The organism is Buchnera aphidicola (Diuraphis noxia), assembly GCF_001700895.1.
Lineage (GTDB): Bacteria > Pseudomonadota > Gammaproteobacteria > Enterobacterales > Enterobacteriaceae > Buchnera > Buchnera aphidicola_D.
The window spans coordinates 118,204-134,444 of record NZ_CP013259.1 but is presented as its reverse complement, the minus strand read 5'-3'; the positions used below and the strand labels follow the sequence as shown (position 1 = coordinate 134,444).

At 24.9% G+C, this 16,241-nt stretch carries 15 protein-coding genes and 1 pseudogene; 1 reads left to right on the top strand and 15 read right to left on the bottom strand.

Annotation, left to right across the window (positions count from 1 at the left end):
* Positions 1-5 precede the first annotated feature (5 nt).
* The 7 genes from pheS to ydiK form a co-directional block, all read right to left on the bottom strand.
* Entirely contained in the window at positions 6-998 is a 993-nt protein-coding gene (gene pheS / locus ATN01_RS00640) for a phenylalanine--tRNA ligase subunit alpha (protein WP_075433184.1), read from the bottom strand.
* A gap of 207 nt (positions 999-1,205) precedes the next feature.
* A complete protein-coding gene (rplT, locus tag ATN01_RS00635) occupies positions 1,206-1,562 on the bottom strand; it encodes a 50S ribosomal protein L20 (protein WP_075433183.1) in 357 nt (118 codons plus the stop codon).
* A gap of 43 nt (positions 1,563-1,605) precedes the next feature.
* A complete protein-coding gene (gene rpmI / locus ATN01_RS00630) occupies positions 1,606-1,803 on the bottom strand; it encodes a 50S ribosomal protein L35 (protein ID WP_075433182.1) in 198 nt (65 codons plus the stop codon).
* An 81-nt stretch (positions 1,804-1,884) separates the two neighbouring features.
* A complete protein-coding gene (infC, locus tag ATN01_RS00625; RefSeq protein ID WP_075433181.1) occupies positions 1,885-2,424 on the bottom strand; it encodes a translation initiation factor IF-3 in 540 nt (179 codons plus the stop codon).
* Between the two features lie 3 nt (positions 2,425-2,427).
* On the bottom strand, positions 2,428-4,356 hold the full coding sequence (thrS, locus tag ATN01_RS00620; RefSeq protein ID WP_075433180.1) for a threonine--tRNA ligase: 1,929 nt from the start codon (positions 4,354-4,356) through the stop codon (positions 2,428-2,430).
* A gap of 132 nt (positions 4,357-4,488) precedes the next feature.
* Entirely contained in the window at positions 4,489-5,535 is a 1,047-nt protein-coding gene (locus ATN01_RS00615) for a 3-deoxy-7-phosphoheptulonate synthase (RefSeq protein WP_075433179.1), read from the bottom strand.
* Between the two features lie 286 nt (positions 5,536-5,821).
* On the bottom strand, positions 5,822-6,916 hold the full coding sequence (ydiK, locus tag ATN01_RS00610) for an AI-2E family transporter YdiK (protein ID WP_075433178.1): 1,095 nt from the start codon (positions 6,914-6,916) through the stop codon (positions 5,822-5,824).
* A 212-nt stretch (positions 6,917-7,128) separates the two neighbouring features.
* Between ydiK and ATN01_RS00605 the strand changes: the two genes are divergently transcribed.
* A complete protein-coding gene (locus ATN01_RS00605; RefSeq protein WP_075433177.1) occupies positions 7,129-7,521 on the top strand; it encodes an iron-sulfur cluster assembly accessory protein in 393 nt (130 codons plus the stop codon).
* A 5-nt stretch (positions 7,522-7,526) separates the two neighbouring features.
* Here the strand turns inward: ATN01_RS00605 and tyrS are convergent, their stop codons facing one another.
* From tyrS to rsxB, 8 genes and pseudogenes are all read right to left on the bottom strand, one after another.
* The gene (tyrS, locus tag ATN01_RS00600; RefSeq protein WP_075433606.1) at positions 7,527-8,798 is read right to left on the bottom strand and encodes a tyrosine--tRNA ligase; all 1,272 of its coding nucleotides are present in this window, start codon (positions 8,796-8,798) and stop codon (positions 7,527-7,529) included.
* A 105-nt stretch (positions 8,799-8,903) separates the two neighbouring features.
* Positions 8,904-11,087 carry a replication restart helicase PriA gene (priA, locus tag ATN01_RS00595; protein WP_075433176.1) on the bottom strand — a complete coding sequence of 728 codons (2,184 nt, stop codon included), beginning with the start codon at positions 11,085-11,087 and terminating at the stop codon, positions 8,904-8,906.
* 15 nt (positions 11,088-11,102) lie between these two features.
* Entirely contained in the window at positions 11,103-11,741 is a 639-nt protein-coding gene (gene nth, locus ATN01_RS00590) for an endonuclease III (protein ID WP_075433604.1), read from the bottom strand.
* 1 nt (position 11,742) lies between these two features.
* On the bottom strand, positions 11,743-12,432 hold the full coding sequence (locus tag ATN01_RS00585) for an electron transport complex subunit E (RefSeq protein ID WP_075433605.1): 690 nt from the start codon (positions 12,430-12,432) through the stop codon (positions 11,743-11,745).
* Positions 12,422-13,051 (bottom strand): electron transport complex subunit RsxG, encoded by a 630-nt coding sequence (gene rsxG / locus ATN01_RS00580; protein ID WP_075433175.1) that lies wholly within the window; start codon positions 13,049-13,051, stop codon positions 12,422-12,424. The genes ATN01_RS00585 and rsxG overlap by 11 nt, the downstream gene beginning before the upstream one ends.
* The gene (locus tag ATN01_RS00575) at positions 13,042-14,088 is read right to left on the bottom strand and encodes an RnfABCDGE type electron transport complex subunit D (RefSeq protein WP_075433174.1); all 1,047 of its coding nucleotides are present in this window, start codon (positions 14,086-14,088) and stop codon (positions 13,042-13,044) included. The genes rsxG and ATN01_RS00575 overlap by 10 nt, the downstream gene beginning before the upstream one ends.
* Before the next feature lie 33 nt (positions 14,089-14,121).
* Positions 14,122-15,633 (bottom strand): annotated as a pseudogene (rsxC, locus tag ATN01_RS00570) (electron transport complex subunit RsxC); the annotation flags it as partial.
* A 115-nt stretch (positions 15,634-15,748) separates the two neighbouring features.
* Positions 15,749-16,240, bottom strand: coding sequence for an electron transport complex subunit RsxB (rsxB, locus tag ATN01_RS00565; protein ID WP_075433603.1), 492 nt, complete (start codon positions 16,238-16,240; stop codon positions 15,749-15,751).
* Between the last annotated feature and the right edge of the window lies 1 nt (position 16,241).

Genomic DNA, 16,241 nt, shown 5'->3' with positions numbered 1-16,241 from the left:
TTACCTCACCAATTATACTGGAATTGTTTTAAAAATCTTACATCATTTTCAAAAAAACAGCGAATGTCAGTAATTCCATAACGTAACATTGCAATTCTTTCAATTCCTATTCCAAAGGCACAAGCAGAATATATATTAGAATTAATATTTACATTTTTTAAAACAATAGGATGTACCATACCACACCCGAGTATTTCTAATGCTTTTCCTTTATCATCTATAATATCTACTTCTGCAGAAGGCGTGGTAAAAGGAAAATATGATGGTCGAAACTGAATAGAAATTTTAGTTTTAAAAAAATCATACAAAAAATTGTAAATAATCCATTTTAAATTTGCAAAATTTATGTTTTTATCAACTATTAATCCTTCTACTTGATGAAACATAGGTGTATGTGTATGATCATGATCGTTACGATACACTTTTCCAGGAAAAATCAATCTAATAGGGGGTTTTTCTTTTTTCATAATACGAATTTGCATATTGGAAGTTTGAGTTCGCAATAGTCTATTACTATCAAACCAAAAAGTATCATGACTATCTCTAGCTGGATGATTTTTAGGAATATTTAAAGCATCAAAATTATGATATTCATCTTCTATTTCAGGACTATTAACAGATTGAAAACCTATCTTTAAAAAAAAATGTTTTATACAACTAATAGTATGTGTTATAGGATGTAAAGAACCATGTTCAATACGACGACCGGGGAGAGAGACATCAATTTTTTCTTTTTTGATACGTTGATTTAATATAATTTTATCTAATATTTTATTTTTTGCGTTAATATGAAAAATGACTTTTTGTTTTATTTGATTAATAGTAAAGCAATATTTTTTCTTTTCTTCTGAAGAAAAATATTTTAAATGTTTCATATAAGAAGTTAAAATACCTTTTTTTCCTAAATATTTGATTCTCACTTTATCTAATTCTTCTTTATTTGTAGAATTCTTTATATTGATTTCAATACTATTTAATAATTTTTTTAAATTTAACATCTTAATGTTCTTATTGTAATTTTATTTTGATAATATATTCAATGTGATAGTAAAAAAGCTTCCATAAAGGAAGCTTTTTTTTAACTAATATTTTTTTAATCAATATAGATTTAAAAATATTAATTAAATAATATGTTTTGTAACAATATCTTTTTTCGAGGAGGGGAGATAAACATTCCCCTCTAAAAAAACTTTGAAATATATTATTTATAAAAAAGCTTCTTTGGATTTTTTTACTAGTTCGTTAAATGAAAATATATCAAATATAGCAATATCAGATAAAATTTTTCGGTCTATTTTAATTGATGCTTTTTTTAAACCATACATAAATTTACTATAAGACATCTGACTTTGACGAACAGCTGCGTTAATACGTGAAATCCATAATTGACGAAACTGTCTTTTTCTTTGACGTCTATCACGATAAGCATATTGTCCAGCTTTTATTACTGCTTGATAGGCTACTCTGTATACACGAGAACGTGCTCCATAATAACCTTTGGCTTGTTTTAATATTTTTTTATGACGAGCATGAGAAGTCACACCACGTTTTACACGAGCCATTTATGTTCTCCTTTCCGTAAAATCTCAAAAAAATCAAATAAATTTACGCATATGGTAAAAAAGATTTTACTTTTTTTATATCTCCTTTAGCTACTAAAATCTTAGGACGTAAATGACGTTTTTTTGCTGTCGTTTTTTTTGTTAAAATATGACGTAAATTAGCTTGTTTACGCTTAAATTCACCAGATGCAGTTTTTTTGAATCTTTTTGCTGCACTTTTTAAAGTTTTAATTTTTGGCATAAGATATTTTATTTAAATGATAAAAAGACAAATATAAAGCTGATTACAAACAAGTTGTATGTTTTTGTATACAAAAAAATACTATTTTTTCTTCGGTGCTAAAATCATTATCATTTGACGACTTTCAATTTTAGACGGAAATGATTCAACTATTGCTAATTCACTTAAATCATTTTTCACTCTATTCAGAACATTCACTCCTATTTTTTGATGTGCCATTTCACGACCTCTAAATCGTAAAGTTATTTTAACTTTATCACCATCTTCTAAGAAACGTATTAAATTTCGTAATTTAACTTGATAATCACTTTTATCTGTTCCAGGACGAAATTTTATCTCTTTTATTTGAATCACTTTTTGTTTTTTCTTTTGCTCTTTAGAAGATTTACTTTTTTCGTAAAGGAATTTTCCATAATCCATAATACGACAAACTGGTGGTGCAGCATTTGGACTAATTTCGACTAAATCTAGTCCTAATTCTTCTGATTTTTTTAAAGCATCACGTAAATTAACAATACCAACTGGATCGCCTTCAATTCCTGTAAGACGCACTTTAGTCGCGCGTATTTCATTATTGATACGATTCGGACGTGTTAATTGAATTCGTTTTCCACCTTTAATACCTTATTCCTCCATTTGATAAAAATTACGCATCAAAATTTCTTTTTGTAATTTTTTAATAAAAATATTACTATCAATCATATTAAAATTATGACCATTTCTATTTCTCACAGAAATTTTATTAAATTTCATTTCTTTTTCCCCACAAACTAATATATAAGGAATCCGACGTAATGTATGTTCACGAATTTTAAAACCGACTTTTTCATTCCTTAAATCAGATTCTATACGAATATTAACATCAAGAAATTTCTTAGATAACTTTTTAACATATTCTATACTAATATCAGAAACGCTAATAATAACAATCTGTACTGGAGACAACCAAGTTGGTAAATTACCTGAGCATTCTTCAATTAATATTCCAATGAATCGTTCTATCGAACCTAATATAGCTCTATGAATGATTACTGGTTCTTTACGTTCATTATTTTCATTAATATAAAATGCATTTAAACGTATAGGAAGATAAAAATCAAGTTGAATTGTTCCACATTGCCAATTTCTTTTTAAAGAATCTTGTAAAATAAATTCAATTTTAGGTCCATAAAAAGCACCTTCACCTGATTGATATTCAAATGATAAATGATTTTCAATTAGCATATCAGATAAATCTTTTTCTGCTTGATCCCAAATTACATCGTTACCAATACGTTTCTTTGGTCTTGTTGACAGTTTTACTAAGATTTTATTAAAATCAAAAATACTATATAAATCATATATCATTTTAATACAATCATTTATCTCAGAACGTACTTGTTCTCGGGTACAAAATATATGTGCGTCATCTTGAGTAAAATTTCGGACTCTCATAAGACCATGTAAAGAACCGGAAGATTCATTACGATGACAACTGCCAAATTCTGCCATACGAATAGGTAAATCTCGATAAGACTTTAATGTGCTATTGAAGATTTGAACATGTCCTGGACAATTCATGGGTTTAATACAATATTCTCGATGTTCTGATAATGTGGTAAACATTGAATTTTTATAATTGTCCCAGTGTCCACTTTTTTCCCACACAATTTTATCCATTAATAACGGAGTTTTAACTTCTTTATATTGATAATATTTTAATTTTACTCGAACAAAATTACGTAATTCATTAAAAACAATCCAACCATTATGATGCCAAAAAATCATACCTGGAGACTCTTCTTGCATATGGTACATATCTAAAAATTTTCCGATTTTTCTATGGTCTCTTTTTTCTAATTCATTTACATAACTTAAATGTTCATCTAACTCTTTTTTGTGAGACCAAGCTGTACCATAAATGCGTTTTAACATTTTATTTTTACTATCTCCTTTCCAGTACACACCTCCAAGTTTGTTTAACTTAAAATATTTGCAAAATTTTATGTTAAAAATTTGCATTCCTATATCAATATCTACATAATTTTCGTGATAATATAAAGAAATATTCTTGTTAAAATTAATTTTTTTATTAATGCATAATATTCTATATTTTTCAGAACGTTGTTGAAATATTTTGATCGCCTCAGTAAAAGAGACTTTTTTATTAAAAATATCATATTTTTTATTCACAAGTTTTTTCATATGATTTTCTAATAAAATCAAATCATTTTCTGAAATTTTATCATCTAAATCTATATCAGAATAAAAACCATTTTTTGAAATATTACTTTCCGCGATTTTGGCAGTCGGCCAGATGTTTTTAACTGCGTAATTTAGTAAATGTATACAAGAATATCGAATTAAATTTACAGCTTTATGATGTTTCTGGTTGATGAATTCTATATAAGAATCTTCTGTTATTAAAGTGTTTAAATGTGAAAAGTTATTATTAACAGAAATTGCAAAAAGAGATTTGATTATGTTAGGGTTTTTATTTTTGATAATATCTATCAACGAAACTGAATGCTCGTATACTTGATGACTTCCATCACAAAATTTCACTACAGGCATTCTTAAATCCTTAATAAAAATTTTAATTGTTCATGATTTAAAGAAATAAATGTTTATGATACCATTTATTTTCATATAAAAAATTTTTGTATAAAAAATATGCTAGTCAAATATTTTTGACTAGCATATCAGCTAAAAACGAGTGTCTACAGCATCTGCTAATTGTTTAATAATTAAAGTGCTATCTTCCCAATTTAAACAAGGATCAGTAATTGATTGTCCATAAACTAATGGTTGATTATCGATTACTGTTTGAAAACCTTCTTGTAAGAAACTTTCAATCATAACTCCAAATATAGATTTAGAACCATGAGAAATTTGATATGAAACAGATTTGGCAACATCTTTTTGGCGAAGATGTTCCTTTAAACAATTGCCATGACTAAAATCAATCATTAAGTATTCTGATAAATTGAATTCACGTAAATATTTTACTGCAGACTTAATATCATCAGCATGATAATTAGGAGTGCTACCACCACGCATAATGATATGTCCATATGGATTACCACTAGTATGATTAATTGTCATTTGGCCATCTTTATTAGGGGCTAAAAACAAATGACGTACCCTTGCTGCACGAATTGCATCAATTGCAATGCGTATGTTTCCATCTGTACCATTTTTAAACCCTACTGGACATGAAAGAGCGGAAGCCATTTCTCTATGAATTTGACTTTCTGTCGTTCTAGCACCAATAGCACCCCAACTGATTAAATCAGCAATAAATTGCCCTATTACCATATCAAGAAATTCTGTTGCTGCAGGCATTCCTAAGGCATTAATATCTAACAATAACTTACGAGCTACTGCTAAACCGTGATTTACTCGAAAACTACCATTTAAATCTGGATCTGAAATTAATCCCTTCCATCCAACAACTGTTCTCGGTTTTTCAAAATATGTACGCATTATAATTTCAAGACGATCTTTATATTTGACACGTAATTCATACAATCGATGTGCGTATTCTACTGCTGCAATAGGATCATGGACTGAGCATGGACCTATTATAACTAGTAATCGAGAATCTTTTCCAGTCATAATACGAGCAATATTTTGTCTAGTTGTAATGACGTTGTCCATGATATCTGAAGTAATAGAATATTGTTTTGCTAATTCAGATGGCGTTACTAATGGATCAATGCGTATTGTACGTAGTTCATCTGTTTTTTTCATTTTTTTCTCTAAATGAATTTTTTCTAGAAAGAATAACAAGATGTGATAAAAAATTATAAAAAACTAAATAATTATACATTGAAATTTCTAATATTTTATAAATATCATCTATAGAAAATTTTTTAAATTTTTAAGAAAAAAAGTTCTAATTAGTAAACTGTAAATAACATAAATATATTAGTTGTTTGATTAAAAATTATTATATACAATTAAACTGTTATTTATATTATCATATTTTATGACTATATTTAATTAAATATATTGACGTTGTCTAATATGATTAGTATTAATGTTTTTCTTTTAAAGAAGATGGGTTCTTTAAAAAAGAAGCAATGGAAATACCATAAATCCATGATATTATTAAACGATAAAATATTACCAATACTACAGGTCCAACAAACACACCTATCATTCCAAACGCTAATAAACCACCAATAACTCCAGATAAAATTAGTAAAATAGGAAAATCAGCACCCATACGTATAAAAAAAGGTCTCAATATATGATCTAATATAAAAACAAGACAACTCCAAATTAATAGTATTGTACCCCAAGTCGTACTATTGTTCCAATAAAGCCATATAATTGAAGGTACTAGAATTGGTAAGGGACCTAATTGTATTAAGCAAGAAAAAACAATAATTATCATTAATAATGCCCAATATGGAACCCCAGAAATTAATAATCCTATGCCAGATAAAACAGCTTGAATTAAAGCAGTGACTGCTACACCTAATGCAACTGCTCTTACTGCTTGTACTGCCAGTAAAATAATAGCATCTCCGTTTTTTAAACTGAGACGTAATGCAAAACGACGTATAGCATTACTTGCTTTTTCACCATTCCAATATAAAATAATACTAAAAAATAACATTAATATTAAATGCATAAAAAACAAGCCACAATTTTTAGCTTGACTAATAAAAAACTCAGTTGTACGTCCCATGTAAGGTTTAATTTCTCGAATTAGCTCACCTCCATCGCCCTCTAATAATTCTTGATAACTAATAAATATTTTTTTACCAATTAAAGGAATATCTTGAAGCCAAATAAGCTCTGGAAATTCTAAAGTATTGGAGCTAAACCAATGAATTAAAGGTATACTCGTTGCAATCAAACTATTTACTACAAAAAAAACTGGAATTATAAATAATAAAAGCAAAATAATAATCATACTTAATACTGCAAATAAACGTTTACCCCATAAAATATTTTGTATCTTTAACATCAGTGGCCAAGTGGCAATTACAATCATGCTAGCCCAAGAAAAGCCTAATATAAATGGATGGATTACTAAAAAGCTTATTACGCTCATAGCAAAAATAAATATTAGTGATAAAATAGATTGCGATAAATCTATTTTTTCTTTTGGATTTTGCATATAATTACTTTACCTCAATATTTTTACATTATAAATGATTTTTGTAAAAATTAATTTAATTTAATGAGACACAAAAATTTCTGTAAAAAAATTATAACATTAAATTTTGTAAAATAATTAATAAAAATAACATTATTGAATATACAAATTTATACAATTAAATTAACCCTGAAAAGGTTTTTAACTAATATTTTTTTAAAACGAAAAAAATTATGAAAAAATATAATATTAACACTTACGTTCCGAAAAAAAATGAATGGAAAGGAATTTCAATTACTAAAAATGCAATAAAACAAATTTTATTTTTAATAGAATCACATTCTGATAATAAAGGAATAAGATTAAGTATCAAAAAATCTGGATGTGCAGGATTTCGTTATACTATGACATTAATTAAAAAATCAGAATCAAAAAAAGAAAAAAATAAAAAAGAAATCACTTTTTTTTATCAAAACATTTTTATTTGTGTTTATTCTAATGAAATGTCTCTTTTAGAGGGAATTGAAATAGATTTTGTAAAAAATAATATTAATAAAATATTTAAATTTACTAATCCTAAAATAGAAAGATTTTGTGGTTGTGGTGAAAGTTTTTCTATTAGTTAAAAAACTTACCAGCAAATCAAACAGTGATTTTTTTTTCCTCTAGATAATAAAGTAAATTTTCCAAATAATTTATCTTGATTTTTAAATAGATGGTTGATTTTAATTTTTTGAGTATTAATAGATATAGCATTTGCAAAAATCATATTTTTAGCTTGTGTTCTAGAAGTAGCTAATGAAGCTAATACTAATGCTTCTTGTAAATCTTTTATTTTTTTTTCTACCTTGATTGCGGGAATACCATCTTGCTTTAACTGTTGAAGATCAGATTCTGTAATATTTTGGAGACCTTTTAAAAAAAGAAATTCTGTAATTCTTTCCACTGCTAATAATTTTTCTTCACCATGTATAAAACGAGTAATATTTTTTGCAAGATCAGTTTTGTCTTCAATAATTTTATTATCAATATATTTTTGTTCTTCTTTTTTTTTAATTTCTGATAAACTGATGAAAGTAAACATTTTTAAAAAATTATAAATATTTTTATCTTCTATATTCATCCAAAATTGATAAAATTTATAGGGGCTAGTTTTATTAGCATCTAACCAAATTGTTCCTGATTCTGTTTTACCGAATTTAACCCCATTAGACTGAGTAAGAAGTGGTACTGTCAAACCATACACTTCTTTCTTAGATTTACGATTTATTAAATGCATTCCTGCGGAAATATTACCCCACTGATCCGCTCCTCCAATTTGTAAGTTTACTTCGTGCATTTGATTTAAAAGAAAAAAATCATATGCTTGTAATAAATTATAAGAAAATTCTGTAAATGAAATACCTTGATCTGGTCTTGATATACGTTGTTTAACTGATGAACGATTAATCATCGTGTTAATTGAAAAATATTTCCCAATTTCACGTAAAAACGATAAAATATTGATTTTTTTAAACCATTTATTGTTATTTAATAACAAAGCACTATTTCGACCACAATTAAAATCTAAAAAACAAGAAATTTGTTTACTAATTTTTTTTGTCCAAATATCAATATTCTTACTACAGTAAAATTCTCTCTCTTTTTGTTTAAAACTAGGATCTCCAATTAAACTTGTAGCTCCTCCTATTAATACAATAGGTTTATGTCCTAACATTTGAAATCTTTTCAGTACAATTAAAGGTAAAAGATGACCTACATGTAAACTTTCTTCTGTAGGATCAAAACCACAATACAGTGATATAAAATTACTTTGAAGAAGTTTTTGTAAATTATCTTTATGCGTAATATGAGAAATTAAACCTCTATCATATAATGTATTAATTAAATTAAAATGACTCATTAAAAAACCTTTTTTTAAGTTAATATCAAAAATACTTTTCATATAACTTATTCTGATAAAATATAATTTTTAAAAATATTTCTTTATTAAAAATAATTTAAGATGTTAATTAGGTTCAATATCTACAAACCATTTTATTGTTTTAGAAATAGAAAATAAATTTATTGTTTGTATACATTCGTTTAATAACTTATTAAGTTGCATACGAGACAAAGATTGAATTAGTAATTGGTAAATTATTTTTTTTGTTTTTAATGAAAAAACTGGATTTGGACCAAAAAACCACAAAATAATATTATATTTATTAGATTTTTTTTTTAACATATTTTTGATTAATTGTAAAAAAATAATATTTTTTTCAGGATTTACATTTTCACAATAAATCATAATTTGACAACACCAAGGTGGTAAAAGAAATTTTTTTCTTATTAATAATATTTCATTAGCAAAAAAGTGATACTTATTATCAGATAAATTATTTAAAATTGACTTTTCTAAATATGATGTTTGTACTGAAATTGTAGGTAAATTTTTTTTATACTTAGTTAATTGAATCAAATTAAAGTACAATTGTAAAAAATATTCCATATTCCGAAATTCAAAAGAAAAAAAATAATTATCAATACAAAGTAAACTAATTAGCGTTACATATGGAAAATAATAATTTTGAACAATTTCTTCTGTTGAAAAAATAACACAAGGAGTAGAAAATAAAAAATCAAAACAAGTTTTATCAAACATTTCTTTCTTTATGTGGTTTTTATTTAACAAAAAAAATATTTTTTTATCAGGAAAAATATCCTGTAGCATATTTTTTAATTTTTCTATACTTAAATTTATTACCATTAAAGATAAAGAATAACATTTATAACAAAATAATGGTTTTTTAATTTTTATTAAACAAAATTTACAAAATAAAATATTTTTATACTCGTTAGATTCAAAATAAGTTTTACAATTATGACATGTAAATATCCATTGACATTGACTGCACTTTAACACAAAGAAAAAAAAACTTTTTTTATTAAAAATTAATAACGCCTGTCCTGTCTTACAATGTTGAATAATCTGATTAATCAAAGAAAGAGAAAGACCAAGTTTTACTTTTTCTCGTTTAAGATTGATAATATTTTTATGAAATTGTACTGAATAATCATATTTTTTAATATTTATATTAAAATATTTTCTACATAAAATATTATGTAAAGTTTTTAATGAAGGAGTTTCTGAATCTAAAATTATAGGTATTTTTTCTTTATATGCTCTTAATATTGCTATATCTTTAACATGATATCTACATTTTTCTGTATTCTTATAATTTAAGTTATGTTCTTCAAAAATAAGAATAGCACCTAATTTAAAAAAAGGCAAAAAAACACTTTTTTTCGTACCAACAATAATAGAACTTTCTCTATTTTTTATTTTTATCCAGTTCTTGAAATACTGAGTATGTGTTAAATTTGAATGAATAATATCGATACCAACATCAAAAAATTTTTTTAAAAAAAATATAATTACATGTATATGTTTAATATACGGCACTAATATTAACAATTGCAATTTTTGATTTAATATTAATTGAACAAAATTCAAATAAAATTTAATTTTTTCATATAAACTTTTTTTAGTATATAACCAACATGAAAATTTTTTTTTCTTCAATATTTTGCTAATAAAAATTGTATGTTTTTTATTTAAAAAAAGTTTTTTTTTCATTTGAAAAAAAGGTTTTTTAATAAAAGATTCTGGATGAAGAACATTTAATTGACATAAACCTTTTATCTGTAAATTTTTTAAAATTCTTCTAGATAAATTATATTTTTTTAATTCAGAGTTTAAAATACTATGTTTTTTTAAAATCAATAAAGCATTAAATTCTTGTTTCTTATTTTTTAAAGTAAGTAAATTTTTTTCTTTTCCTGTATTTGTAATAGTCCATTGATAAAAAATCTGATCTTTTATAATATAATCTTTATGTAAAATGTTTGGTAAAACAGAAAAAAACAAATTACCAATAGGACAGTGATAATTTTTACTAATCCATATTAAAATCTCTAATGAAACATCACTATAACATGATTTAGTATCAATTAAATTTTTAACATGCTTTAAATTTAATTGATCTCTCTCTAGAGTTTTACAAATAGAAATTATAATTCCCACTATATATTTAGAACGAAAAGGAACAACTATTCGCCCGCCAATAATAGGTGGCATTAAATCAGCAGACATAATATATTTAAAACATTGTCGAATCGGAAAAGGTAAAACAACGTTTACAATAATCACATGTACACCTATAAACTATATATTAATGTTTTTCTTTTTAAATTCACATAATTTATGTATTAAACAAATATTACATTTTAATTTTCGTGCAGTACACACATATCTCCCATGTAAAACAAACCAATAATGAATTTGTGATTTAAAAGTACTAGGAACTACTTTATTTAGTTTTTTTTCAACTTCTAAAACATTTTTACCATTAGCAAAATTAGTACGATTAGAAACTCTAAAAACATGTGTGTCAACAGCAATAGTTTTTTGTTTAAACAATACATTTAAAATTACATTAGCTGTTTTTCTACCTACACCAGGAAACAACTCTAACTCATCGCGAGTGTTGGGTATTTTCCCTTTAAATTGAGTTAATATTAAATAAGAAGTTTTAATAATATTTAATGCTTTAGTATGATATAAACCAACATGTTTAATATATTCTTCAAGACGTTTTAAACCTAATGATAAAATACCTTCAGGTGTATTCGCAATTTTAAATAATATTTTAGTAGTTTTATTCACAATTATATCAGTAGATTTAGCTGATAGCATTACAGATAACAATAATTCAAAATCTGAGCAAAAAATCAACTCTATTTTAGGATTAGGATTATGTTTTAAAAACAGTAATAAAATTTTATAACGTTTATCTTTATTCATATTAAATATTTTTATTTTTTCTTGTACAGACACACCTAAAATGACTAGACATTAATTTTTTTTTATTATATAAATCTATGCTGTTCTTAATAGCAATTATAGAACCTAATATAAAAAAACCACCCGGGGGTAAAGCAGCTAAAATTACAGAAACATGTTTATCAAATATTTTAATAAAAAAAGAATCATCTAGATTTAAAATAATTTTATTTATACCAAAAAATAATGTTCCATTACCTAATATTTCACGTATTATACCAATTATAAGCATAGATATTGTAGAACCTAAACCTATTAAAAAACCATCAAAAAAAGACACCAATATAGAACTTTTATATGCAATGATATCAGCTCTTCCTAAGACAATACAATTAGTAACTATTAATGGAATAAAAACTCCTAATGACTGATATAAACTAAATTGATATGCATGAATTAACATTTCTATAGCAGTAACAATAGACGAAATTAATATCATATAAATAGGAATTCTTAAATTTTTAGGTATAAATTTCTTAAAACAAGAAACTAAAGTATTAGTTATCATTAAGACTAAAGTAGTTGTTATTCCTAATCCTATCGCATTAACACAATTTGTCGTCATTGCTAAAACTGGACATAATCCTAATAATTGCACAATAGATGCGTTATTTTCCCATAATCTATTTTTTAAAAAATTTTTACATGTCATAAATATGTTCATTCGCAAGATCTAAAATAGATGATATATTTTTAATAAAAAGAACTGCTCTTTTCACCGCATTACTTACTGCCTGTGGAGTGATTGTAGCTCCTGTAAATTGTTCAATTTTTCCTCCATATTTTTTTAATAAACAACTAGTATCTTCTTCAGAAGATACATAAATATTAGAAAACTTAGTAATCCAATTAGAAATTGATAATTCAATTTTATCTCCGATTCCTGGAGTTTCCTTATGAGACAATATCCGTACTCCAATAATTTTACCGTCAAAATATGCCGCTACTAACATATGAATTGAACCTGAATAACCATCAGGAGCATTCGCTTCAACAATAGCTCCTTGTGCTTCCTTTTTTTTATCTAATAATAACCATAAATTATGAGTTTTATCATCTCCCAAAAAGTTATTTTTTACTTTGTATAATTTTCTTTCAAATTTATTTAACACTTGCGGAGATAAAAGCTTTTCTAATAAAAGATCTTCTTTTTTTTGATTTTGATCAACTATTTTAGTTTCAGTTATTTTATTTATTAAAATTATACTAATAATAGAAAAAATAGAAAAAAAACTAATTAAAAAAGCGTTTTTTAATATTTTTATGTACATTTTGATGAATTTTTATGGCCATATCCAGATGTTTGAGTACAATGATCAATTAGTGGAACTAGCATATTGGCGAATAAAACTGAAAATGCTATTGCATCTGGATAATCGCTATAATTACGAATAACCCAGGTCAGAACACCAATTATTATCCCAAAAACTATCTTTCCTAAATTAGTACAAGAAGTAGTAACTGGATCTGTAGCAATAAAAAAAGCACATATCATTGTTCCTCCAGAAAAAAAATGTATTAAAGGAGATAAAAACAATTCTTTCGAATAAAAAAAAGAAATAATTGATATACTTCCTAAAGCACTTAAAAAACTTATTGGAATACGCCAACAAATTACTTTTTTGAACAGTAAAAACATCCCTCCTAAACAAAAACTGATATTTATATATTGCCAGCTATTTTGAATATTAATATTTAGATGTGTATTATTTTCTACTTGATAAAAATGTTTTAAATGATTTTGTATTTTAAAATTATTTAAAGGTGTTTCCTCAGTAAAAAAATCAGGAACTAAATAAAAATTAGTATTTTCGATATTAAAAATAGAATATTTCAAAAAAATGAGATTTAAAGACTGTTGAATCTCATTTAAAGAAAACAAAGCGTAATTTCGTTCGTTCCAATTATTCATCTCAATTGGAAAAGATATTAATAAAACCGCATAACCTAACATAGCTGGATTAAATATATTTTGGCCAATTCCACCATACAAATGTTTTCCAATAACAATAGCAAAAAACATTCCAATAATTATCATCCACCAAGGAACAATAGGAATACTCAATCCAAATAAAACTCCAGTCAAAATAGCAGAATTATCTTGTAAATGAGTTCTAATAGTTTTTAGACGTATTTTTAATACTATCGTTTCTAATAATAAAGCAACGATTACAGAAAAAAAAATTTGTATTAAACTTGCACTACCAAAAAAATAACATTTAGCAATTATGCCAGGAATACAAGCTACAATTACTATAAACATTATTTTTCTAACACTAGAAACATAATATATTTTAGGAAACATCATTGGTTATATATCATCTATTAAGAATAAATAAGTTTATTGTTTTTGTTTTATACGTGCTATCGCTGCAGCAACTATTTCTTTTCGTTGATTTTTTTCAGCAATATTTATATATTGATGTTTGACATGCATAGATTTTGTTTTATTCTCATTGAGAAGATATTTATCTTTATTGTTAATGAATTTTTTTTGAGCTAATAATCGTTCTTCTCGTTTTTTAAAACGAAGAAAAGATGACTTTTTAAAGTTTTTTTCTATGTTTATATTTTTGAGAATATTTTTTTCTTCTGTAAAAAATTTCACTAACGGAATATAACTCGGACAAACTTTTTCACATGCTTTGCACTCAATACAATCTAAAACATTATATTTTCTCGTTTTTTCATGAATGTTATTTTTAGCATATAAATAAATTTGTTGGGGCAGTAGATTTACTGGACATACATTGGAACAGTAATCACATCGAATACAGTGATAATTAATAGTATTTTTATATTGTATTGTATTAAATCGAAAAAAAATAAAATTATTTGTTTTTAGTATTGAATAATTTAAGTTATTTATTTTTTTTCCCATAAATGGACCTCCTAAATATACACTTAAATCCAAATTTTTTTCATCTACTTGATTACTTAAAAAATGTTTTATTGGAGTGCCTATTCTAGTCCAAAAATTTCCTGATAAAAAATCTCGATCACTTAAAATAGTAATAATTCGTTCAGTTAAAGGTTTACCATCAATAACTGATTGTTTGATAGCATATATTGTCGCAACATTGAACACAAGATATCCTATATCTATAGAATGTTGATTATAAGGTATTTCTTGACCTGTTAAGGCTTTTACTAAAATTTTACTACTGCCTCCAGGATATTTTTTTTTGATGATACAAATTTTAAATAATGAATCATTTTTAATTAAATGAGAAATTTTTAAAATAGATTCAATTTTATCTTCTTGAATTGCAATTAAAACAATTTTAATTGAATTTATCCAACAAATAATCTTACATCCTATAAGGATGTCACTAAAATGATTATTTATTAGACAATAATCTGCTGTTATATATGGTTCACTTTCTACAGCATTAACAATCAAAGTATGTGCTTTATTCATAGCTAACATTAATTTTTTTGCAGATGAAAATTCAGCACCACCAAGACCCACAACACCTGATTGATAAATTTTTTTAATTAATTTTTCAGAAGTATATTGTTTATAGTTTTGAATAGGTTTTAATCGGATCCATTGATCTAAATAATCTGGTACAACTACAATTTTTAAAATTTTCTTCTTATTTTCAGTAAAATCAGAACTAAAAGAAATATCTTTTATCCAACCTGATGTTGGTGAATGAACAGGAACAATATTATCATTACCAAAAATCAAGGGTTGTCCACGCAATATTTTTTGATTTACTTTTACACGTATTTGTTTATCACTAAAATTACCTTTAATCATAATAAAAAATATTTTAGGAAGAAGTGACTTTTGTAAAAAATGATCATTTAGTTTATTTTTTTTATATGAATATTTTACACCACCTTGAAAATTATATTTTTTTTTATATTAAAAAAACTAAAAATTGTTTTTTTCCATAATGCTATTGAAAAAATTTTTTTTAAAATATTTTTGTTACATAATAATTTTATAACATTCATAATTATCTTGTTTTTATCTTGATACAATTAGTCGGACAATGTAATAAACAAATATTACAACCTGTACAAAAATTTTGTAAAACTGTATGTATAAAATTTGGTGCACCAATAATTGCATCTACTGGGCAAAAAAGAACACATTTTGAACATCCTACACAATTTTCTTCATCAATCCATGCAACTGTATGAAATATTTTTACATCTTTAATAACAACATTATTAATAGGTTTTTCTATATTTAATAAATTAGAAATTTCTAATATAACATTACTTCCTCCAGGAAGACATTTGTTAATTTTTTCAGAATTTTTCACTATTGCAGTTGCATAGGGATAACATCCAGGATATCCGCATTGCGCACATTGACTTTGAGGTAATAATTCATTTACAGATTCGATAACGGGATCTTTTTTTAATTGACATTTATAAGAAGTAAAACCTAATATGATTCCAAATAAAAAAGATATCATAGCAAAAATAAAAATCGTTAGCATC